Annotated in this window: 19 protein-coding genes; 3 read left to right on the forward strand and 16 right to left on the reverse strand. The window is 64.0% G+C overall.

Going from position 1 to position 22118, the window contains the following annotated elements; all coding sequences use genetic code 11:
* Positions 1 to 38: 38 nt before the first annotated feature.
* The 3 genes from rpoD to rpsU form a co-directional block, all read right to left on the reverse strand.
* On the reverse strand, positions 39 to 1886 hold the full coding sequence (gene rpoD / locus N7333_RS10280) for an RNA polymerase sigma factor RpoD (protein ID WP_012019874.1): 1848 nt from the start codon (positions 1884 to 1886) through the stop codon (positions 39 to 41).
* Between the two features lie 67 nt (positions 1887 to 1953).
* The gene (gene dnaG, locus N7333_RS10285) at positions 1954 to 3945 is read right to left on the reverse strand and encodes a DNA primase (protein ID WP_012019873.1); all 1992 of its coding nucleotides are present in this window, start codon (positions 3943 to 3945) and stop codon (positions 1954 to 1956) included.
* A 145-nt stretch (positions 3946 to 4090) separates the two neighbouring features.
* Entirely contained in the window at positions 4091 to 4306 is a 216-nt protein-coding gene (rpsU, locus tag N7333_RS10290) for a 30S ribosomal protein S21 (protein WP_003290642.1), read from the reverse strand.
* A gap of 203 nt (positions 4307 to 4509) precedes the next feature.
* Between rpsU and tsaD the strand changes: the two genes are divergently transcribed.
* Positions 4510 to 5535, forward strand: coding sequence for a tRNA (adenosine(37)-N6)-threonylcarbamoyltransferase complex transferase subunit TsaD (tsaD, locus tag N7333_RS10295; protein WP_129482579.1), 1026 nt, complete (start codon positions 4510 to 4512; stop codon positions 5533 to 5535).
* A 33-nt stretch (positions 5536 to 5568) separates the two neighbouring features.
* Here tsaD and plsY read toward each other — a convergent pair whose 3' ends face one another.
* Positions 5569 to 6138, reverse strand: a complete 570-nt coding sequence (gene plsY, locus N7333_RS10300) for a glycerol-3-phosphate 1-O-acyltransferase PlsY (RefSeq protein WP_004373527.1) — start codon at positions 6136 to 6138, stop codon at positions 5569 to 5571.
* A gap of 75 nt (positions 6139 to 6213) precedes the next feature.
* Here plsY and folB point away from each other — a divergent pair, with 75 nt between their 5' ends.
* Positions 6214 to 6570, forward strand: a complete 357-nt coding sequence (gene folB / locus N7333_RS10305) for a dihydroneopterin aldolase (protein WP_012019870.1) — start codon at positions 6214 to 6216, stop codon at positions 6568 to 6570.
* Entirely contained in the window at positions 6561 to 7094 is a 534-nt protein-coding gene (gene folK, locus N7333_RS10310) for a 2-amino-4-hydroxy-6-hydroxymethyldihydropteridine diphosphokinase (RefSeq protein WP_129482580.1), read from the forward strand. Before folB ends, folK begins: the two co-directional genes overlap by 10 nt.
* A 116-nt stretch (positions 7095 to 7210) precedes the next feature.
* On the opposite strand, the gene N7333_RS10315 is transcribed toward folK, so the two are convergent.
* From N7333_RS10315 to N7333_RS10370, 12 genes are all read right to left on the reverse strand, one after another.
* Positions 7211 to 8443: a multifunctional CCA addition/repair protein gene (locus N7333_RS10315; RefSeq protein WP_129482581.1), complete on the reverse strand. Its 1233-nt coding sequence runs from the start codon at positions 8441 to 8443 to the stop codon at positions 7211 to 7213.
* A 113-nt stretch (positions 8444 to 8556) separates the two neighbouring features.
* Positions 8557 to 9069 (reverse strand): DUF4136 domain-containing protein, encoded by a 513-nt coding sequence (locus N7333_RS10320; RefSeq protein WP_129482582.1) that lies wholly within the window; start codon positions 9067 to 9069, stop codon positions 8557 to 8559.
* Positions 9070 to 9130: 61 nt separating this feature from the next.
* Entirely contained in the window at positions 9131 to 10696 is a 1566-nt protein-coding gene (locus N7333_RS10325; protein WP_004373515.1) for a SpoVR family protein, read from the reverse strand.
* Positions 10697 to 10706: 10 nt separating this feature from the next.
* A complete protein-coding gene (locus tag N7333_RS10330) occupies positions 10707 to 11978 on the reverse strand; it encodes a YeaH/YhbH family protein (RefSeq protein ID WP_004373513.1) in 1272 nt (423 codons plus the stop codon).
* A 74-nt stretch (positions 11979 to 12052) separates the two neighbouring features.
* Positions 12053 to 13975 (reverse strand): PrkA family serine protein kinase, encoded by a 1923-nt coding sequence (locus N7333_RS10335; RefSeq protein ID WP_004373511.1) that lies wholly within the window; start codon positions 13973 to 13975, stop codon positions 12053 to 12055.
* A 282-nt stretch (positions 13976 to 14257) separates the two neighbouring features.
* Positions 14258 to 14587: a thiosulfate sulfurtransferase GlpE gene (gene glpE / locus N7333_RS10340; protein ID WP_004373510.1), complete on the reverse strand. Its 330-nt coding sequence runs from the start codon at positions 14585 to 14587 to the stop codon at positions 14258 to 14260.
* A gap of 41 nt (positions 14588 to 14628) precedes the next feature.
* A complete protein-coding gene (locus N7333_RS10345; protein ID WP_004373506.1) occupies positions 14629 to 15447 on the reverse strand; it encodes a symmetrical bis(5'-nucleosyl)-tetraphosphatase in 819 nt (272 codons plus the stop codon).
* Complete coding sequence (apaG, locus tag N7333_RS10350; protein ID WP_004373504.1) at positions 15447 to 15827, reverse strand: Co2+/Mg2+ efflux protein ApaG; 381 nt, start codon at positions 15825 to 15827, stop codon at positions 15447 to 15449. Before apaG ends, N7333_RS10345 begins: the two co-directional genes overlap by 1 nt.
* Before the next feature lie 29 nt (positions 15828 to 15856).
* Positions 15857 to 16666: a 16S rRNA (adenine(1518)-N(6)/adenine(1519)-N(6))-dimethyltransferase RsmA gene (rsmA, locus tag N7333_RS10355; RefSeq protein ID WP_004373502.1), complete on the reverse strand. Its 810-nt coding sequence runs from the start codon at positions 16664 to 16666 to the stop codon at positions 15857 to 15859.
* A gap of 216 nt (positions 16667 to 16882) precedes the next feature.
* Positions 16883 to 17896, reverse strand: a complete 1014-nt coding sequence (gene pdxA, locus N7333_RS10360) for a 4-hydroxythreonine-4-phosphate dehydrogenase PdxA (protein WP_279858812.1) — start codon at positions 17894 to 17896, stop codon at positions 16883 to 16885.
* A gap of 98 nt (positions 17897 to 17994) precedes the next feature.
* Positions 17995 to 19287, reverse strand: a complete 1293-nt coding sequence (locus N7333_RS10365; RefSeq protein ID WP_129482584.1) for a peptidylprolyl isomerase — start codon at positions 19285 to 19287, stop codon at positions 17995 to 17997.
* Complete coding sequence (locus N7333_RS10370) at positions 19268 to 22033, reverse strand: LPS-assembly protein LptD (RefSeq protein ID WP_129482585.1); 2766 nt, start codon at positions 22031 to 22033, stop codon at positions 19268 to 19270. Before N7333_RS10370 ends, N7333_RS10365 begins: the two co-directional genes overlap by 20 nt.
* Positions 22034 to 22118: the final 85 nt, after the last annotated feature.

Raw genomic sequence — 22118 nt, forward strand, 5'->3', positions numbered from 1 at the left:
GGAAGCAAAACCCCCGGCCTGGGCCGGGGGGTCTGGTCTTACTCGTCGAGGAAGGAGCGCAGGTGCTCGCTTCGCGTCGGGTGACGCAGCTTGCGCAGCGCCTTGGCTTCGATCTGACGAATACGCTCACGGGTGACATCGAACTGCTTGCCCACTTCCTCGAGGGTGTGGTCGGTGTTCATGTCGATACCGAAGCGCATGCGCAGGACCTTGGCTTCACGGGCGGTGAGGCCGGCCAGCACTTCGCGAGTGGCTTCCTTGAGGCTCTCGACGGTGGCTACGTCGATCGGGGACTGCATGGTGCTGTCCTCGATGAAGTCGCCCAGATGCGAATCTTCGTCGTCGCCAATCGGGGTTTCCATGGAGATCGGCTCTTTGGCGATCTTCAATACCTTGCGGATCTTGTCCTCGGGCATTTCCATGCGCTCACCCAGCTCTTCCGGAGTGGGCTCGCGACCCATTTCCTGCAGCATCTGACGGGAGATGCGGTTGAGCTTGTTGATGGTCTCGATCATGTGCACCGGAATACGAATGGTGCGCGCCTGGTCGGCGATCGAGCGGGTGATCGCCTGGCGAATCCACCAGGTGGCGTAGGTCGAGAACTTGTAGCCGCGCCGGTATTCGAACTTGTCCACCGCCTTCATCAGGCCGATGTTGCCTTCCTGGATCAGGTCGAGGAACTGCAGGCCGCGGTTGGTGTACTTCTTGGCGATGGAGATCACCAGTCGCAGGTTGGCCTCGACCATTTCCTTCTTGGCGCGGCGAGCTTTCGCCTCACCGATGGACATGCGACGGTTGATGTCCTTGATCTCGGCCAGGCTCAGGCTGCACTCGGCTTCCAGGTCGGCCAGCTTCTGCTGGCAGCGCTGGATGTCGCCCTGCAGGTTGCCCAGGGCTTCGGCGTACTTGGCCTTGCCCTTGGCCAGGTCGGCGGCCCAGTCCATGTCGATTTCGTTGCCCGGGAACAGGCGCAGGAAGTCGGCACGCGGCATGCGCGCATCGCGTACGCACAGCTGCATGATGGCGCGCTCTTGCGCACGCAGACGGTCGAGAGCGTCGCGCACCTGGGTGACCAGGGCGTCGTACTGCTTGGGCACCAGCTTGATCGGCATGAACAGCTCGGCCAGGGCGGCCAGCTCTTCGGTGGCCTGCTTGCTGCCACGACCGTGCTTCTTCAGGGCCTTCTGGACTTTCTCCTGCTGCTCGGCCACGGCGCTGAAACGGCGAGCCGCTTCTTCCGGGTCCGGGCCGCCATCGCCTTCTTCTTCCTCGTCGTCGCCGCTCTCTTCGTCTTCTTCGTCGTCGCTCTCTTCAGCGGCGGCGCCTTCCTTGACGGGAACGGGGGCGGCGGCTTCGTCGGGCACGCTGCCGTCATCCGGGTCGATGTAGCCACTGAGGACTTCGGCCAGGCGGCCGCCCTCGGTGGTGACACGGTTGTACTCGGCGAGGATGCCTTCGACGGTGCCGGGGAAGTGAGCGATGGCGCTCATGACTTCGCGGATGCCTTCCTCGATGCGCTTGGCGATTTCGATCTCGCCTTCGCGGGTCAGCAGTTCCACGGTGCCCATTTCACGCATGTACATGCGCACCGGGTCGGTGGTGCGGCCGATATCGGTCTCAACGGCGGCGAGGGCGGCAGCGGCTTCTTCGGCTGCAGCCTCGTCGGTGTCGGCTTCGGCCAACAACAGGGCGTCCGCATCCGGAGCACTCTCGAATACGTTGATCCCCATGTCGTTGATCATGCGGATGATGTCTTCCACCTGTTCCGGATCGGAAATGTCTTCCGGCAGGTGGTCATTGACCTCCGCGTACGTCAGGTAACCCTGCTCGCGACCACGGCTGATCAATTCTTTCAAACGAGATTGCTGTTGCGCTTTTACGGACATAACACCCTATCCACTGAAGGTCTTGGCGGGCTGAAAACAAGCCGCGGATTATACCTGAATAAGACCCTTACGCGCCAGTTGGGGAGGGGGAGACTGGTAATGCGTTACGGCTTAGCAGGGCGCGCAGCTGATCTTTTTCCTCTGCGCTCAACTCACTTAGGCGGGCCTTGCGCAGCAACTGCTCCAGGCTGCGCTCGCGTTGGCGGGCTGCAAGAGTAGTTATAGTGTCGAAAAACTGTTGTTCAAGGTTGTCCGCCGAAATCAACCATTCCTTTTCCGCCAGGGCCCGTAGTAGACGGCCCTGTTCGGTGCCGTGCCAGCGCGCGATCAGTTGCAGCGAGCGCATGCCGGGGTTCTTCTGCAGGGCGCCGACCAGGGCCACCAGCAGTTGCGCGTAGGTGTCTTCCTCGTCGGCGAAGTGGCTGACATCCTCCACCTTCTGCGCCAGTTGCGGATGGTGCAGCAGGGTGCGCAGGGCGCTCAGATGCGGCGATTCGACGCTGACGGCGGTGCGCGGCGCGCGCGGGGCGAAATCGCCCTTGCCCTTCTTGCTCCACTTGCCGCCTTCTTTCTTCCAGTTGCCCTTGCCGCCGTCGTTGCTGCGCTCGTAAGCCTGCTGCTGGGGCGGGGCGGGCTGCTCGTAGCCGCCGAGATCCGGCATGGCGTCGTAATAGGCGCTATCGGGGATATCGCCGTAATCCGGATAGTCGCTGCTGGGCGCCTGGCTGATGGTGCTCGGCGCGTGGCTGCGCGGGGCGCTGGCCACCTGGCTGAGGGCCTCGCCGGAAAGACCGGTGATCTCGCTCAGGCGCTGGCGCATCAGGGCGCGCAGGTTGTTGCCGGGAATCTTGTCGATCAACGGCGCGGCCAGGGTCACCAGGTGGGCCTTGCCTTCCAGCGAGCGCGGGTCGGCTTCTTCGGACAGCTGCTGGAAGAAGTAGTCGGCCAGCGGCTGGGCATGCTGGTTGATGCGTGCGCGGAAGGCGTCGGTGCCCTCGGCACGCACCAGGGTATCCGGGTCTTCGCCTTCGGGCAGGAACAGAAAGCGCGCGCGGCGGCCGTCCTGCAGGCTCGGCAGGGTGGATTCCAGGGCGCGCCAGGCGGCGTTGCGCCCGGCGGCGTCGCCGTCGAAGCAGAACAGCACGCTGGGCACGATGCGGAACAGGCGCTTGAGGTGCTCCTCGCTGGTGGCCGTGCCCAGGGTCGCCACGGCATTGCGCAGGCCCTGCTGGGCCAGGGCGATGACGTCCATGTAGCCTTCGACCACCATGATCTCGTCGAGATCGCGGTTGTGCTTGCGCGCCTCGTACAGGCCGTAGAGCTCCTGGCCCTTGTGGAACACTGCGGTTTCCGGCGAATTGAGGTACTTGGGCTTGTCGTCGCCCAGCACCCGGCCGCCGAAGGCGATCACCCGGCCGCGGCTGTCGCGGATGGGGAACATGATCCGGTCGCGGAAGCGGTCGTAGCGCCTGCCGTTGTCGGCGTTCTCGATCAGCAGGCCGGCGTCGATCATCGCCTTCTGCTGCAGGGCGTCGCCGCCCAGCTGCTTGAGCAGGTTGTCCCAGCCGGGCGGGGCGAAGCCGAGGCCGAAGTCGCGGGCGATTTCACCGGTCAGGCCGCGGCCCTTGAGATAGTCCACGGCGTACTTGCGCTGCGGGTGGCTCTTCAGCGCCTGACGATAATGCTCGGCGGCGGCCTCCAGCAGTGGGTAGAGCGGCGAGTCCACCGGCTGGCGCGGTGTGCGCCCGCGACCACCTTCCTCGCGCGGCACGTCCATGCCGGCGCGCTTGGCCAGTTCCTCGATCGCCTGGGGGAATTCCAGCTGATCGTGGTCCATGACGAAGCCGAGGGCATTGCCGCCGGCGCCGCAGCCGAAGCAGTAGTAGAACTGCTTGTCCGGGCTGACGGTGAAGGAGGGGGTCTTTTCCTTGTGGAACGGGCAGCAGGCGCTGTAGTTCTTGCCGGTCTTCTTCAGCTGGATGCGCGAACTCACCACATCGACGATGTCGGTGCGGTTGAGCAGGTCATCGATGAAGGATTGCGGAATCAGGCCGGCCATAGGCGCTCAGCATACTGTCCGGCGCGAGCGCGGGACAACGATTGGTAGAAAAGCAAAAACTCCGCTCACTCGCTAAGGTGCGAGGCGGAGTCTTTCAAATGCAATGCCCGGCGTGAGCCGGGCATTCGGGCGTTGCCGTACTTGATTAGTACAGGCGAACGCTGCGACGCTGCTCGCGCTGCACTTTCTTGGCGTGACGCTTAACAGCGGCAGCGGCCTTGCGCTTACGCTCAGCGGTCGGCTTTTCGTAGAATTCGCGGCTACGAACTTCAGCCAGTACACCGGCTTTTTCGCAGGAGCGCTTGAAACGACGCAGGGCTACGTCGAAGGGTTCGTTCTCTTTAACTTTGACGGCTGGCATCCAGGTCGTACCTTCATTAATTACCGGGGTGAACGCGTTCCCGGCAAAATGGCTCGGGTTGCGTCGGTTTTTAAGGGTTGCGGATGTTACCCCCTCGAGCCGAGGAATGCAAAGCCCTCTGATCGAAAAGCGCTGGCCGCTCCGCCGGGCGGCGCTTATCATGCGCGCCTTTGTTCCACGCGGCAAACCAAGGTTCAAGCTCCATGCTCGTACTGGGATTGGAAACTTCCTGCGATGAAACCGGCGTCGCGCTCTATGACAGCGAGCGCGGCCTGCTGGCCGACGCCCTGTTCAGCCAGATCGACCTGCATCGCATCTATGGCGGCGTGGTGCCGGAATTGGCCTCGCGCGACCACGTCAAGCGCATGCTGCCGCTGATCCGCCAGGTGCTCGACGAAGCCGGGCGCGAGCCGAGCGATATCGATGCGCTGGCCTATACCGCGGGGCCCGGCCTGGTCGGAGCGCTGCTGGTCGGTGCCTCCTGCGCGCAGGCGCTGGCCTTCGCCTGGGGCGTGCCGGCCGTTGGCGTGCACCATATGGAGGGTCACCTGCTGGCGCCGATGCTTGAGGAGCAGCCGCCGGCCTTTCCCTTCGTCGCCCTGCTGGTTTCCGGTGGTCACACGCAGTTGGTGCGGGTCGATGGCATCGGCCAGTACCAGTTGCTCGGCGAGTCGCTGGACGATGCGGCCGGTGAGGCCTTCGACAAGACCGCCAAGCTGATGGGGCTGAATTATCCCGGTGGGCCGGAGATCGCCAAACTGGCCGAGCAGGGCACGCCGGGGCGCTTCATCTTCCCGCGGCCGATGACCGACCGTCCGGGGCTGGATTTCAGCTTCAGCGGCCTCAAGACCTTCGCCCTGAACACCTGGCAGCAGTGCCGCGACAGCGGCGACGACCTCGACCAAGCCCGCCGCGACATCGCGCTGGCCTTCCAGCAGGCGGTGGTTGAGACTCTGACCATCAAGTGCAAGCGTGCGCTCAAGCAGACCGGCCTGAACAGCCTGGTAATCGCCGGCGGGGTGAGTGCCAACAAGGCCCTGCGCGAGCATCTGGAGCGCATGCTGGGTGAGCTGAAGGGCAAGGTGTTCTACGCGCGGCCGCGGTTCTGCACCGACAACGGCGCGATGATCGCCTACGCCGGTTGCCAGCGGTTGCTGGCCGGGCAGCACGAGGACCTGGCGATCAAGGTGCAGGCGCGCTGGCCGATGGAGTCGCTGCCGGCGCTGTAAGCGCCTCTGGTATAGGCAGGTGTTGTTTGTCAGTCAGAAGCGCCGCTCGCGGCCGGCGAACAGGTCACGCAGATTGCTGCGGTGACGCCAGACGATCAGCCCGGTGAGCACGCAGGCCGGCAGCAAGGCTGCCGGTTGTTGCCAGGCCAGCAGCGGTAGCGTCAATGGCGTGGCGATTAGCGAGGCCAGCGAGCTGGTGCGGGTCAGCAGGAAAACCAGTGCCCAGGCCGCCAGGGCAAGCAGGGCGGCCGGCGGGTAGAGGCCGAGCAGCATGCCGGCGGCAGTGGCCACGCCCTTGCCGCCACGGAAACGGAAGTACAGCGGGTAGAGGTGGCCGACCACTGCCGCCAGGCCGATCCAGGCCTGCTGGTGCAGGCTGAGGCCGAGCAGCTTGGCGATGAGGATCGGTAGCAGGCCCTTGAACAGGTCGCCGATCAGCGTCATGACGGCCAGCTTCTTGCCGGCCACGCGCAGCATGTTGGTGGCGCCAGGGTTGCCCGAGCCGCTGACACGCGGGTCCGGCCCGCCTGCAAGTCGGCTGAGCAGGATGGCGAAGGACAACGAACCGAGCAGGTAGGCAAGGATTGCCAGAAGCCAGAACATGGTGGCCATTCCAGGGCATGGGGTGGCCCGATTCTAACGAGGTGCAGCGTCCTTGTCGTGGCGCGGAGAGGGCAGGTGGACAGAGTATTTATCGAGGGCCTGGAGGTCGACACGGTGATCGGCGCCTACGATTGGGAACGCGAGATTCGCCAGTGCCTGCGTCTCGACCTGCAGATGGCCTGGGATAACCGCCCTGCTGCGGCTGGTGACGACCTCAACCTGGCGCTCGACTACGCCAGTGTGTCCGCACGCATCCAGGCCTTCGCCGACGAATCGCAGTTCATTCTGGTGGAGACCTTTGCCGAGCGTCTGGTGCAGACCCTGATGGACGAGTTCAACATCCCCTGGATGCGTCTGAAGCTGACCAAGCCCGGCGCAGTGCCGGCCGCGCGTGGCGGCGTAGGCGTGGAGATCGAGCGCGGATGCCTCTGACTCGGGTCTTTCTCGGCCTTGGCAGCAATATCGAGCGCGAGGCTCACCTTGTCGCCGGGCTCGATGCGCTTGCCGGTCTGCTCGATGACATGCGTTGCTCGCCGGTCTTCGAGAGCCATGCGGTGGGCATCAAGAGCGGCAACTTCTTCAACCTGGTGGTGGTCGGCGAAACCGAGCTGCCGCTGCTGGAGCTGGATCGTCGGCTGAAATTCATCGAGGCCGATAACGGCCGCTACGCGCCGGACCGCAAGGGCCTGCCGCTGGACATCGACGTGCTGCTGTACGGCGAGCAGGTTGGCAACTTCAACGGCCTGGTGCTGCCGCGCGCGGAAATTCTAAAGAACGCCTTCGTGCTCTGGCCGCTGGCATTGCTGGCGCCGCAGTTGCGGCATCCGCTGGATGGGCGTTCGTTCGCCGAGCTGTGGGCGTCGGCGCAGATCGATCAGCAGCTATGGCCGGCGGCCTTCCAGTGGCGCGGTGCCGAATTGACCCCGACGGAGCTGCTGCAGGCGCGCCCTTCGTAGCCCGGATGCAATCCGGGTGGCGGCCTCAGAATCGCCCCGGATTGCATCCGGGCTACGGTTGCTGCGGCGCTCTGTAGGAGCCGGCTTGCCGGCGATGATCGCCCGCAAGCGGGCTCCTACGAGGGGACATGTTGCGCTTTGTAGGCCTTGAGTGCCCTCAGGCGCTCGCGGTTGAGCGCTTCGCCCAACTCCGCGCCTTTCAATCCCTTCTCCAGCAACGGCTTGACCGGCACTTGCCGCGCGGCTTCGGCGGCGCCGAGCAGGTACGCGGCTTGCGGGTACTGACGCTGCTCCAGGCCGTGTCGACCACGCGCATCCATCTCGCAGGCGGCGACGAATTCGGCGAAGCGTTGCGGGCGGCGGAATACGTCGAAGCGCTGCAGCAGTTCCAGCAGCGTCGAGGGGCGCAGCTCCAGCGCGCGATGGCCGTGGGTATGGAATTCACCGACCAGCATTGCCAGCTCGGCGCAGTCGCGCGGCGCCTTGCAGCGCTCGTTGATCGCCTGGATCAGGCGCAGCCCCTTGTGTTCATGAGCGATATGGCGCGGCCATTCGGCCTCCGGCGTCAGGCCCTTGCCGACGTCGTGGAGCAGGCAGGCCCAGCGCACGCTGAGCGGCTGGTCGTGTTCCGCGCACTGACGCAGCACGCTCAGCACATGCACGCCGGTGTCGATTTCCGGGTGATGCGCCTGCGGCTGCGGTACGCCGAACAGATCGTCCACCTCCGGCAGCAGGGCGGCCAGCGCGCCGCAGTCGCGCAGCACCTGGATGAACACGTCCGGGCGCGGCTCCATCAGCGCGCGGGAGATTTCCTTCCAACTGCGCTCGGCCGTGAGGTGGGCCAGTTCGCCGGACTCGGCCAGTTGGCGCATCAGGCCCAGGGTCTCATCCGCCACGCGGAAGCCGAGCGGCGCATAGCGCGCGGCGAAGCGGGCCACGCGCAGCACGCGCAGCGGGTCTTCGGCAAAGGCGGGGGAGACGTGGCGCAGGATGCGCGCGGCAAGATCCTGCTGGCCGCCGTAGGGATCGATCAGCGTGCCCTGTTCGTCTTCGGCCATGGCATTGACGCTCAGGTCGCGGCGGATCAGGTCCTCTTCCAGCGTGACTTCGGGGCTGGCGTGAAAGGTGAAGCCGCCGTAGCCGCGCCCGCTCTTGCGCTCGGTGCGAGCCAGGGCATATTCCTCACCCGTCTGCGGGTGCAGGAACACCGGAAAGTCGGCGCCCACCGGACGGTAGCCGAGCGCGAGCATCTGCTCGGCGCTGGCACCGACCACGACCCAGTCCACTTCGCTGACGGGACGGCCGAGCAGGCGATCGCGCACTGCCCCGCCGACTTTGTAAATCTGCATGGGAATCCTCCGTTGAGTGCAGAGGATACCGAAGATCGGTAGGGTGCGCCGCGCGCCCCGGCTTGATACGCCAGCCTGCCATTGCTGCGCTGCCCTGGGCGGCCCGCGACGCCCTACCGGGTGGCCAGCGGAATCTGCTCGGTCAGCGCCCGGGTGGCGCGCTCCAGCAACTCGGCGCTGTCGCGCGCGGGGCTCAGGCCGGTGCTGATGACGCCTTCCCAGAGGATGCGCTCGTCCAGATCGGTGAGGCGCAAGCGCAGCGTGCCGGTCTCGTCACGCAGGCGATGGATGGCTTGGTAGGGACCAAGCGGGTTGGGCGGCGGCACATCGACCTTGAAGGTCAGCGGTTCGTCGCGAACCGCCAGCCAGTAATAGACGCGCAGTTGCGGCTGCTGGCTTTCGTGGTAGCCGCGGGCGGAAAGGCCATGCAGCAGCAACTGCGGCAGCTGACGATAGCGCTCCGGAAAGGGCGCTTCACCCTCCAGGGAAGACTGTGGATCGATCAGCTCGAAACCGTGACGCCCGGTGAGCGCGTCGTTGGCGGGGGTGATGATCTGGGCCTGGGGGATATGGCTGGCACAGGTGGCCAGCCCCAGGCACAACAGCAATACCAGAAATACGCGCATGCAGGACGTCTCGCAGAGTCTGCCTGCGATGCTGAGGCTCCTAGCCATGCCGGGCAACCGATCAAATGGGTGGGATGACCAGGTCGAGGCGCGGATAGTCGCCTTCGCCTTCCGTCTCTCCTCGCGGCGGCACGTGCTGGGTGGTGATCAGCTGGTCGCCCTGACAGACCTCCAGGTGGATGTCGAATCCCCACAGGCGGTGCAGGTGCTTGAGCACTTCTTCGGTGGAGTCGCCCAGCGGCTTGCGGTCATGCTGCTGGTGACGCAGGGTCAGCGAGCGGTCGCCACGGCGGTCGATGCTCCAGATCTGCACGTTGGGTTCGCGATTGCCCAGGTTGTACTGCGCCGCCAGCAGCTCGCGGATGGTGCGGTAGCCGGATTCGTCGTGGATGGCCGGTACCAGCAGTTCGTCCTTCTGATCGTCGTCGAGAATGCCGAACAGCTTGAAGTCGCGAATCACCTTGGGCGAAAGGAACTGCAGGATGAAGCTCTCGTCCTTGAAGCTGGTCATGGCGAACTTGAGGGTGGTCAGCCAGTCGCTGCCGGCGATGTCGGGGAACCAGCGCTTGTCTTCTTCGGTGGGCTCTTCGCAGATGCGGCGGATGTCGCGGTACATGGCGAAGCCCAGGGCGTAGGGGTTGATGCCGCTGTAGTAGGGGCTGTCGAACGGCGGCTGATAGACCACGCTGGTGTGCGACTGCAGAAACTCCATCATGAAGCCGTCGGTGACCAGGCCCTCGTCGTACAGGTCATTCATCAGGGTGTAGTGCCAGAAGGTGGCCCAGCCTTCGTTCATCACCTGGGTCTGGCGCTGCGGGTAGAAGTACTGGGCGATCTTGCGCACGATGCGGATCACCTCGCGCTGCCAGGGCTCCAACAGCGGCGCGTGCTTCTCGAGGAAATAGAGGATGTTCTCCTGCGGCTCGGCCGGGAAGCGCTTGCTGTCCTTTTCGCCGCCCTTGTCCGCACTCCTGGGAATGGTGCGCCACAGGTCGTTGATCTGCTTCTGCAGATGCTCTTCACGGTCCTTCTGGCGCTTGCGCTCCTCCTCCGCGGAGATCGGGTAGGGGCGCTTGTAGCGGTCGACGCCGTAGTTCATCAGGGCATGGCAGGAATCCAGCAGTTCCTCCACGGCATCGATGCCGTGGCGCTCCTCGCACTGCATGATGTACTGCTTGGCGAACACCAGATAGTCGATGATCGAACTGGCATCGGTCCAGGTGCGGAACAGGTAGTTGCCCTTGAAGAAGCTGTTGTGGCCATAGCAGGCATGGGCGATCACCAGCGCCTGCATGCAGATGGTGTTTTCCTCCATCAGGTAGGCGATGCAGGGATCGGAATTGATCACGATCTCGTAGGCCAGGCCCATCTGCCCACGCTTGTAGCCTTTTTCGGTGGCGAGAAAATGCTTGCCGTAAGACCAGTGGTGATAGCCCAGCGGCATGCCCACCGAGGCGTAGGCATCCATCATCTGCTCGGCGGTGATCACTTCGATCTGGTTGGGGTAGGTGTCCAGCGCGTAGCGCTCGGCGATGCGCGCGATCTCCTTGTCGTACTGACGGATCAGCTCGAAGGTCCATTCCGAGCCGGTGGACAGCGGCTGGCGTTTTTTGGCAGTGGCACTCATGGCATGGCCCTCAACTCACCAGGCGACGCTGGAACAGTTCGCGGAACACCGGGTAGATGTCCGCCGCGGACACCAGTTGCTGCTGGGCAAAGCTTTCGGCGAAGGCTTCGGCCACCTGCTCGTACTCGAACCACAGCGCCTGGTGTTCGCGCGGGGTGATCTCGACGTAGGTGAAGTACTGCACGAACGGCATGATCTGGTTGATCAATATATCCCGACACACCGGCGAGTCATCGTTCCAGTTGTCGCCGTCCGACGCCTGGGCGGCATAGATGTTCCATTCGTTGATCGGGTAGCGCTCGGCCATGATCTCCTGCATCAGCTTCAGGGCGCTGGAGACGATGGTGCCGCCGGTTTCGCGGGAGTAGAAGAACTCCTCTTCGTCCACCTCTTTCGCACTGGTGTGGTGGCGGATGAACACCACCTCGATCTTGTCGTAGTTCCGCTTGAGGAACAGGTAAAGCAGGATGAAGAAGCGCTTGGCGATGTCCTTGGTGGCCTGGGTCATGGAGCCGGACACGTCCATCAGGCAGAACATCACCGCCTTGGAACTGGGGTTGGGCTGCTTGGTCAGCAGGTTGTACTTGAGGTCGAAGGTATCGAGAAAGGGCACGCGGTGGATACGCGCGCTCAAACGTTCGATTTCCGCTTCGATTTCCTGAATATCGCTGAAGTTGTCCGGTTCTTCCGTTCTAAGGCGCAGCAGTTCGGCCTTCGCCTCGCGCAGTTTGGCGCGGCTGGAGCCGGACAGGGCGATACGCCGTGCATGGGCCGAGCGCAGCGTGCGGATGATGTTGATGCGTGACGGATTGCCTTCGTTGCTAATGCCCGCGCGCACGGTCTTGAAGGTATCTGCGCCGGTCAGGTGGCGTTTGACCAGGTTGGGCAGCTCCAGGTCTTCGAACATGAAGTCGAGGAATTCTTCCTGAGTGATCTGGAAGACGAACTCGTCCATGCCCTCGCCGGAGTTGCTCGCCTTGCCACTGCCGCGCCCACCGCCACCACCCTGCGGCCTGGGGATGCGTTCACCGGCGGTGAACTCCTTGTTGCCGGGATGGACGATGGTCTGCTTGCCGCCGCGGCCGTGGTGCAGCACCGGCTCGTCGATGTCGCGGCCGGGAATGCTGATCTGTTCGCCGTGCTCCATGTCGGTGATGGAGCGCCGGCTGACGGCTTCCTCCACCGCCTTCTTGATATGTTCGCGGTAGCGCCGCAGGAAGCGCTGGCGGTTTACCGTGCTCTTGTTCTTGCCATTCAGGCGCCGGTCGATCACATAGCTCATGACATCTCCCTAGCCTGCCCGTAGTCACAGGCAGGCAGCGAATGACCCGGCGCGGGCTACGCGCCGGATAGGGCTTACTGAGACTTGCGAACCCGCAGGTACCACTCCGACAGCAGGCGCACCTGCTTCTCGGTGTAGCCGCGCTCGACCATGCGTTTGACGAAGTCGTTGTGCTTCTGCTGTTCCTCCTTGCTGCCCTTGGCGTTGAAGCTGATGACCGGGAGCAGGTCCTCGGTGTTGGAGAACATCTTCTTCTCAATGACCACACGCAGCTTCTCGTAGCTGAGCCAGGTGGGGTTCTTGCCGTTGTTGTTGGCGCGGGCACGTAGCACGAAATTGACGATCTCGTTGCGGAAGTCCTTCGGATTGCTGATGCCGGCCGGCTTCTCGATCTTCTCCAGTTCCTCGTTGAGTGCCACGCGGTTGAGGATCTCGCCGGTTTCCGGATCGCGGTATTCCTGATCCTGAATCCAGAAGTCGGCGTACAGCACGTAGCGGTCGAAGATGTTCTGCCCATATTCGCTGTAGGATTCGAGGTAGGCGGTCTGGATCTCCTTGCCGATGAACTCGATGTAGCGCGGCGCCAGGTACTCCTTGATGTAGCGCAGGTAGCGCTCGCGCACTTCGGCAGGGAACTGTTCCTGTTCGATCTGCTGTTCCAGCACGTAGAGCAGGTGCACCGGGTTGGCGGCGATCTCGTGCGGGTCGAAGTTGAATACCTTGGAGAGGATCTTGAAGGCGAAGCGGGTCGACAGGCCGTTCATGCCCTCGTCGACCCCGGCTGCGTCGCGGTATTCCTGGATCGACTTGGCTTTCGGGTCGGTGTCCTTGAGGTTCTCGCCGTCGTAGACGCGCATCTTCGAGTAGATGTTGGAGTTTTCCGGCTCCTTGAGTCGGCTCAGTACGCTGAACTGGGCGAGCATCTTCAGCGTGTCCGGCGCGCAATGGGCCTTGGCCAGCGAGCTGTTGATCAGCAGCTTGTCGTAGATCTTCACCTCGTCGGTGACGCGCAGGCAGTAAGGCACCTTGACGATGTAGATACGGTCGATGAAGGCCTCGTTGTTCTTGTTGTTACGGAAGCTGTGCCACTCGGATTCGTTGGAGTGAGCCAGCAGGATACCGCTGTAGGGAATCGCGCCGAGGCCCTCGGTGCTGTTGTAGTTGCCCTCCTGGGTGGCGGTGAGCAGCGGGTGCAGCACCTTGATCGGTGCCTTGAACATCTCGACGAATTCCATCAGGCCCTGGTTGGCCCGGCACAGCGCGCCCGAGTAGCTGTAGGCGTCGGCGTCGTTCTGCGGGAATTCCTCCAGCTTGCGGATATCCACCTTGCCGACCAGGGCGGAAATGTCCTGGTTGTTCTCGTCACCCGGCTCGGTCTTGGCCACGGCGATCTGGTTGAGGATCGACGGATACAGCTTGACCACGCGGAACTGGCTGATGTCGCCGCCGAACTCCTGCAGGCGCTTGGTGGCCCAGGGCGACATGATCGAGTTGAGGTAGCGGCGCGGGATGCCGTAGTCCTCTTCGAGGATGGCGCCATCCTCGGCGGCGTTGAACAGCCCCAGCGGCGACTCGAACACCGGCGAGCCCTTGATGGCGTAGAAGGGCACCTTCTCCATCAGCTGCTTGAGCTTTTCGGCCAGCGAGGATTTACCACCCCCCACCGGGCCTAGCAGGTAAAGGATCTGTTTCTTCTCTTCCAGGCCCTGCGCGGCATGCCTGAAGTAGGAGACGATCTGGTCGATGCACTCTTCCATGCCGTGGAAGTCGGCGAAGGCCGGATAGCGACGGATCACCTTGTTGGAAAAGATTCTCGAGAGACGCGAGTTGGTCGAAGTGTCGAGCAACTCCGGTTCGCCGATAGCCATCAGCAGGCGCTCGGCCGCAGTGGCGTAAGCGCTGCGATCCTGTTTGCACAGTTCGAGATACTCCTGCAGCGAGTACTCCTCCTGGCGGGTCGCCTCGAAACGCTGTTGGAAGTGACTGAAAATACTCATGACTTCACCTCGCTCGATGCTGAAAGCTGGCTCGGGATCGGTCGTGCGGGTGCTGGATGACCCCGGCTCAGGACAAGCCGGGAAGAATCCCCCAAAACCCTAAAAGGTCGTTACCGATGGCCCGATGCCGGTTGGCCGGCTCTACCTTGAGTGGGATGGCCTGAGTAACAGAATAGTTCGTTCTGCCGAGCGTCAAGGCGGGGACAACGATAACTGGATGTTACCGTGCGTCGGGAAAGCTCGGCAGGCCAGAGGGGGCGGGGCCTGCCGGTTCGGCGAAAATTATTCTTCGCTGCCTTGCGCGGTTTCGCTGGGGAAGGTTGCGCGCCACAGCTCGAATCCGCCGTCGAGGCTGTACACCTCGCTAAAGCCCTGGCCTGCCAGGTAGGCGGCCGCGCTCTGGCTGGAGTTGCCGTGATAGCAGGAGACGATCAGCGGCGCATCGAGGTCGGCGTGGGTGATGAAATCGTGCAAGGAGTGGTTGTCCAGGTGCCGTGAGCCGCTGATATGGCCAAGTGCGAAGCTCTGCGGGTCGCGGATGTCGACAACCACCGCGCCATTGCTGCGCAGCTCCTGGGCTTGTTGCGGGGAAATTCGCTTGAATTCGCTCATGTTCGGGGACCTTCGAGTGATCTTGGGTGTGCCTCGGGCGCTTATTGCTTGGGACAGGTGCAGCGATGAAGCGCGCCGCTGTCGACGTTCAGCAGGGTCATCGCGCCGCCCCAGACGCAGCCGGTATCCAGGGCATAGAGGCCGGGCTCCTGGCAGTTGCCATCGAGCGCCGCCCAATGGCCGAAGATGATCTTCTCGCCGCGCATCTTGCGCTGCGGATGGCTGAACCAGGGGGCGAAGCCGGGCGGTGCGCTGCCCACGCCCTCCTTGCTCTTCAGGTCGAGCGTGCCGTCGGCGGTGCAGAAGCGCATGCGGGTGAAATAGTTGGTGATCACCCGCAGGCGGGTCACGCCGTGCAGGTCCTTGTTCCATTTCGCCGGCTCGTTGCCGTACATGCCATCGAGAAACAGTGGTAGGCGGGCATCGTCGCGCAGCACTTCCTCGACTTCGGCGGCGCGCTTGAGCGCCTTGGCCAGGCTCCATTGCGGCGGGATGCCGGCATGCACCAGGGTGATCTGACGCTCGGCGTCGTGGTGCACCAGCTTCTGCAGGCGCAGCCAATCGAGCAGATCGTCGCGGTCCGGTGCGTCGAGAATTTCGCGCAGGGTGTCGCCCTTCTTCAGGCGCTCGATATTGTGCGCCACGGCCAGCAGGTGCAGATCATGATTGCCCAGCACGCAGGTCAGGGCGTGGCGGATGGAGTAGAGAAAACGCAGGGTTTCCAGCGACTGCGGGCCGCGGTTGACCAGATCGCCCACCAGCCACAGCTGATCCTGAGCCGGGTCGAAGGCCACCTGTTCCAGCAGGCACTTGAGCGGTTGCAGGCAGCCCTGCAGGTCGCCGACGGCGTAGACGGCCATCAGTGAAGGGCTCCCGGTACGGCCAGACGGAACGGCGCGATGGTCGCATCGAAGCGTTTGCCGTCTTCGGCGAGCATCTGATAGCTGCCCTGCATGATGCCGACCTGCGTGGCCATCACCGTGCCGCTGCTGTAGGTGTGGCTGGCGCCCGGGGCGATATCGGGCTGCTGGCCCACGACCCCGGCGCCTCGTACTTCCTGCACGCGGCCGTCGCCATCGGTGATGATCCAGTGGCGCGACAGCAGTTTGGCTGGCAGCTGGCCATTGTTGACGATGGTCACGGTGTAGGAGAACGCATAACGGTTCTGCTCCGGCTGCGATTGCGCAGCCAGATAGCGGGTGGTGACGCTGACGTCGATCTGATAACGAGGGTCGGACATGCGGGAGATCCGTTGAGCGTATTGGCAGTTTAGTCCTGTGCGGACGCGGGCTGCAGGGCGAGCTGATCAGCCAGACGAACGAAGGCGGCCAGGTCCAGCTGTTCCGGCCGCAGGCTGCCGTCGACGCCGGCCGCTTCGATGGCCTCGGCGGGCAGCAACTGCTTGAGCGTGTTGCGCAGCGTCTTGCGGCGCTGGTTGAAGGCTTCGCGCACGACGCGTTCGAGCAGGCGGTGGTCCTTGGCCGGGTGCGGCAGCACCTCATGCGGCACCAGGCGCACGATGGCCGAATCGACCTTGGGCGGCGGATTGAAGGCACCGGGGCCGACGTTGAACAGGTGCTCCACGCGGCAATGGTATTGCACCATGATCGACAGCCGGCCCCAATCACCACCGCCCGGACCGGCGGCCATGCGCTCGACCACTTCCTTCTGCAGCATGAAGTGCATGTCGCGAATCAGTGGCGCGTTGTCCAGCAGGTGGAAAATCAGCGGGGTGGAGATGTTGTAGGGCAGGTTGCCGACCACGCGCAGGCTGCCGGGAGCGGCCTCAAGGCGGGCGAAGTCGAATTTCAGCGCGTCGCCCTGGTTCAGGCGAAAGCGCGGATTGTCGCCGAACTTGCCTTGCAGGATGGGAATCAGGTCGAGGTCCAGTTCGATCACGTCGAGCTGCGCGCCGCTGCCGAGCAAGCCCTCGGTGATGGCGCCCTGGCCCGGCCCGATTTCCAGCAGGCGCTCGCCTTCCTTGGCGCGAATGGCGCGCAGGATGCGGTCGATGACGCCGGCATCGTGCAGGAAGTTCTGGCCGAAGCGCTTGCGCGCGCGGTGTTGGTATTCGGACATGGCGACAGCTCCAAGCCTCAGGCTGCAAGCATCAAGCAGGAGCCGAGAGCGATAAGGCAAAGTCGCGCAGTTTAACAGCGAAAGACGCTGCGGCTGTAGGCACGCGCGTCGCGCGCGCGGATTTTGTGACGCTGGCGAGGCGTAGCCCGGATGCAATCCGGGAAAACAGGGCGGCGCTGGACCCGGATTGCAGCCGGGCCCTATGGCCGGCCGCCATTAACTCGCCGCTTGTGACTTGCCGCTGGTGGCTGCCGCCATCTGGTAGGCGGTTTCCAGCGCCACCTGCAGGCTGCCGGTGTCGATGTTGCCGCTGCCGGCCAGGTCCAGCGCGGTGCCGTGATCGACCGAGGTGCGGATGATCGGCAGGCCCAGGGTCACGTTCAGCGCCGCACCGAAACCCTTGAACTTGAGCACGGGCAGGCCCTGGTCGTGGTACATGGCGAGCACCGCATCGGCGTGCTCGAGATGCTTGGGGGTGAACAGGGTATCGGCCGGCAGCGGGCCGATGAGGTTCATGCCTTCGGTGCGCAGACGCTCCAGCGTCGGCTCGATGATCTCGATTTCTTCGCGGCCCAGATGACCGCCTTCGCCCGCATGAGGGTTGAGCCCGCATACCAGAATGCGCGGCGCGGCAATGCCGAACTTGGCCTGCAGGTCGGCATGCAGAATGCGCGTCACCCGCTGCAGACGCTCGGCGGTGATGGCGGCGGCTACATCCCTGAGCGGCAGGTGCGTGGTGACCAGCGCCACGCGCAGGCCACGGGTGGCGAGCATCATCACCACCTGCTCGGTCGCGGTCAGTTCGGCGAGAAACTCGGTGTGCCCGGAGAAGGCGATGCCGGCCTCGTTGATCACGCCCTTGTGCACCGGGGCGGTGATCATCGCGGCGAAGGTGCCATCCAGACAGCCTTGTCCGGCGCGGGTGAGCGTTTCCAGCACGTAACCGGCGTTGGCCGGATCGAGGCGGCCAGCGTGCGCCGGGGCGGCAAGCGGTGTATCCCAGACATACAGACTGCCGGCTGCTGCCGGGCTATCCGGCCATTGTTCGGGGCCGACCGCCAGCAACTCGATGGCCAGCCCCAGCTGCTGCGCCCGCTCGGCCAGCAGTGCCAGGCTGGCGATGGCCACCAGTGGTACGGGCTGGGCCTCGCGTGCCAGCAGAAGGCAAAGATCCGGGCCTATGCCGGCTGGCTCGCCAGGGGTGAGGGCAAAGCGTTGCTGCGTATTCATGGTCGGTCTCGGTGACGACGCGGGGCGCCAGTGTACGCCGCCGGGCCAGGAACGAAAAAGCCCGGCGCTGGGCCGGGCTCTTGCGTTCGGAACGGCTGTTACAGCTTGGTTTCGACGTAGGCTTCGTCGCGGATCTGGCGCAGCCAGGCCTGCAGCTCTTCGTCATACTTGCGGTTGCGCAGCAGGTTGGCAGCTTGCTGCTCGCGGAACTGCGTGCTGCTGTCGGTGGCGCGGCGGCCCATGACCTGCAGTACGTGCCAGCCGAACTGGGTCTGGAACGGCTTGGACAGCTCGCCGCTGGCGGTCTCGCTCATCACCTGGCGGAACTCGGGTACCAGGGCGTTGGGATCGATCCAGTTGAGATCGCCGCCGTTGAGGGCCGAGCCCGGATCCTCGGAGAAACTCTTGGCCAGCTCGGCGAAGTCCTCGCCGGCGACGATGCGCTGGTACAGGCGCTCCACCAGGCGGCGGGTTTCCTCGGGGCTGCGGATCTCGCTGGGCTTGATCAGGATGTGGCGCACATGCACTTCGTCACGCACCTGGGTGTCGCCACCGCGCTTCTCGATCAGCTTGAGGATGATGAAGCCGCCCGGCGTGCGCACCGGCTCGGTGACCTCGCCCGGGTTCAGCTGGCTGATCATGCTGTCGAAAGGTGGCGGCAGCTGTCCGGCCTTGCGCCAGCCCATCTCGCCGCCTTCCAGCGCGGTTTCGCTGGCCGAGCGGGAAATGGCCAGCTGGGCGAAGTCCGCGCCCTGCTGCAGCTGCTGATACAGCTCGCGGGCCTGGCGGTCGGCAGCCTGGATTTCGCTGGAGGAGGCGCCTTCGGAAACCGGGATGAGGATGTTGGCCAGGCGGAACTCTTCCGACAGCTGCATCTTGCCCAGATCGGAGGCGAGGAAGTTCTGCACCTCCTGGTCGGTGACCTGGATGCGCTCGGCCACGCGGCGCTGACGCACGCGGCTGATGATCATCTCGCGACGTACCTGGTCACGCGCGTCGGCGTAGGACAGCCCGTCGCGCGCCAAGGCCTGGCGGAACTGTTCCAGCGACATGCCGTTGCGCTGGGCGATGGTGCCCATGGCCTGGTTCAGTTCCTCGTCGGTGATGCGGATGCCGGAGCGCTCGCCGATCTGCAGCTGGATGTTCTCGATGATCAGACGCTCGAGCACCTGCTGGCTCAGCACGTGCTCGGGCGGCAGGGCGCCGCCGCGCTTGTCGATGGTTTGCTGCACTTCACGCAGACGCGCGTCGAGCTGGCTCTGCATGACCACGTCGTTGTCGACGATGGCCACTACGCGGTCGAGAGGGCGAACTTGGGCCTGAGCCGTTGCCGCCAGCAGCGCCGCGCCCAACAGCAGGGGGCGCAGGCGATCAGAAAGCTTGGTCTTCACGTTCACGGTAACCTTGAATGCCTTGGTCGAGGAAAGTTTCCACCTTGTTGCCAACAACGCCGCCGAGGCCCTTGAGGACGATCTGCAGGAAGATGCCGCGGTCCGGCTCGTCGTTGCGCGATGGGTTGAGGCTGACTTCGTCGTAGTCGATCCAGTAGCGGTTGATCAGGCGCAGCTTCCAGCAGCAGCTGTCGTACTCGAAGCCACCGAAGGCTTCCAGGGTACGGTTGCGGCCGTAGTCGTACTGCCAGCGCGAGATCAGGCTCCACTGTGGAACCAGCGGCCAGATGACGGAGAAGTCATGCTGGTCGATCTTGTAGTAGTTCTTGATGTAGTTGGGGCTGCCCGGGGTGCCATAGTCCGGGTTGGTGGTCCAGGTGCCGCTGTCGCGGTCGTAGCGCACGGTGTCGTTACGATAGCGATAGCCCAGGTTGACCACCTTGTTCGGGTTGTCTTCCGGCTGGTAGTGGAACATTGCGCTGCCCGAGCGGGTGGCGTGCTGGTCCGGATCCCAGTTGAAGGTGGAGGAGAAGCGCCAGTCGCGGTTGAAGCGATACAGGTACTCCAGCGCGTAAGGCGATACGTCCGAGGTCGCGTCCTGGCGGCCGCGGTAATCGATACCTGCCAGTTGTACCTTGCGATCCTCGAAGTAGAAGGCCTGGCCGATGCTGAAGCGCTGGCGCTCGAAGCCGTTGGGCTCGATCCAGCGGCTGGTCACGCCCAGCGACAGCTTGTTCTCGTCGCCGATACGGTCCTTGCCGCTGAAGCGGTTCTCGCGCCACAGCGAGGCGTAGCTGAAGGTCGGCTCGCCAGTGTCGAAGATCGGAATGTCGGTCTGATCCTCTTCCGGTACGTAGAGATAAAAGGCGCGCGGCTCCAGGGTCTGGCGGAAGTCCTTGCCGAACAGCTGGGTGTTGCGGTCGAAGTACAGGCCGCTGTCGACGCTGAACAGACCGACGCCGCGATTTTGCGTACCCTTGTAGGTCTGCTCGGCAAGCAGAGTGTTCTTGCCCTGCTGGTCCAGGCTGATGTCGTAATGGGTCTGCATGTATTTGACCTGCGGCTTGATAAAGCCCCAGGTCCAATCCAGCGGCAGGCTGACAGCAGGCTCGAGATGTACTCGTTCACCGGTAGCACGCGCCAGGCCGCGAATACGCGTGTCATACCAGCTTTGTTCGGCGACGCCGTCTTCGTTGATGAAGAAGCCCGAACGCAGATCGCGATCGAAGCGTACGTACTCGGTGCCGTAAGTGAAGTCCAGGCCACCCGGGTTGAACGGCAGCTTGCCGTCGAGGGTGATCTGCGGCAGGCGGTCGTATGGCGTTACGTCGGTGATGTTTGCCAGCTCATACGCATGCAGATTCAGGCGAGCGCGATAGCTGTCGCCACGATAAGTCAGCGTGCCGCGCTGGTTCACGTAGGTGGTCGTTTCGATACCCAGGTCGGTATCGAGATCCTGGAAGTAGTAGGGGTCGCTGATGTCGGTGTAGTCGACTTCGGCCAGCAGGCGCGAATTCAGGCCCTGCTTGTGCTGCCAGCTGTACATCCAGCGCTGGTCTTCGTATTCGGACTGCAGCTTGCGCTCGTCTTCCTGGTCGTTGAGCCATGCACCGCCGACCTGGCCTTCGCTGCTCTCGGTCAGGTAGCGGAATTCGCCTTCCATCAGCAGGCCACGCTTGGCCATATAGGTGGGGTAGAGCGTGGCGTCGTAGTTCGGCGCCAGGTTGAAGTAGTAGGGGGTCTGCAGCGAGAAGCCGTTGTCGCTGGAGGTGCCCATGCTCGGCGGCAGGAAGCCGGACTGGCGACGGTCGTCGATCGGGAAATAGATGTACGGGGTGTAGAACACCGGAATGTCCTTGACCCGCAGTGTCACGTTGGTCGCGGTACCGAATCCGGTCGCCGGGTTCAGGGTGACGTTGTTGCCCTTCAGGTGCCAGGCATTGTCACCCGGCTCGCAGCGGGTGTAGGTGCCGTCCTTGAGGCGGATGATCGCGGTCTCTTCACGCTTGGCGTAGAGCGCGCTGCCGCGCACGTGAGCCTGATGCATCACGTATTCGGCGTTGTCGATACGGGCTTCGCCGTTGTCGAGTTGCAGCTCGGCGCGGTCACCGACCACCAGCGTGCCCTTGTCGCGCAGGCGCACGTTGCCGACCAGCTCGCCGCGGTTTTCGGCCTGGTGCAGGCTGGCCTCGTCGGCCTCGACCTGCATGCCGGACTGGCGCAGAACCACGTCGCCGGCCAGGGTGGCGATCTGCTTTTCCTGCTCGTAGCGCGAGGCCTTGGCCGACACGTACATCGGCGACTCGTCGAGCGGGGTGGTGTCATCCATGCCCGGACGCAGGGGCTCGATATAGGCGCCCGCGCAGTAGGGACCTGCTTCGGCCAGCTGAGCGGCGGTCAACTTATCGCGCGGGACCCAGTCCAAATGACTGTAATCAGGACTGCGCGAAGCCAGGGCGCGCCCCTTGCTCTCGGTGACCAACACCGGAGCCGGTTCCTGCTTGGTGGCAGTTGCTGTGGCAGAGCCGCTGGTGGTGCTGACAGCGCTACGGCTGTGCTGTGGACGCGGAGGCAGGGCGCTGGTGGCTGTCTTTGGCGCACAGGCCCAGCCGCCCGTAGGCGACGCCTGGCAATCGTATTGCTCGGCGGCAAAGGACTGTAGGCTGAACGCGGGCTGTAAGGCCAGAAGACTGCCGGTAACCAGCAGCGGGAATTTCTTGCGGAACGCGGGGTGTTTTACTGCCATCTTGTTAGTCCGGGCTTCCTGCGCGCTACCGGCCCAGGGGCCGCACGCCTCTCGATGGGCTGAAAAAGATGCTGGATAATAAAGC

Source organism: Pseudomonas sp. GD04158 (assembly GCF_029834875.1).
Classification (GTDB): Bacteria; Pseudomonadota; Gammaproteobacteria; order Pseudomonadales; family Pseudomonadaceae; genus Aquipseudomonas; species Aquipseudomonas hydrolytica.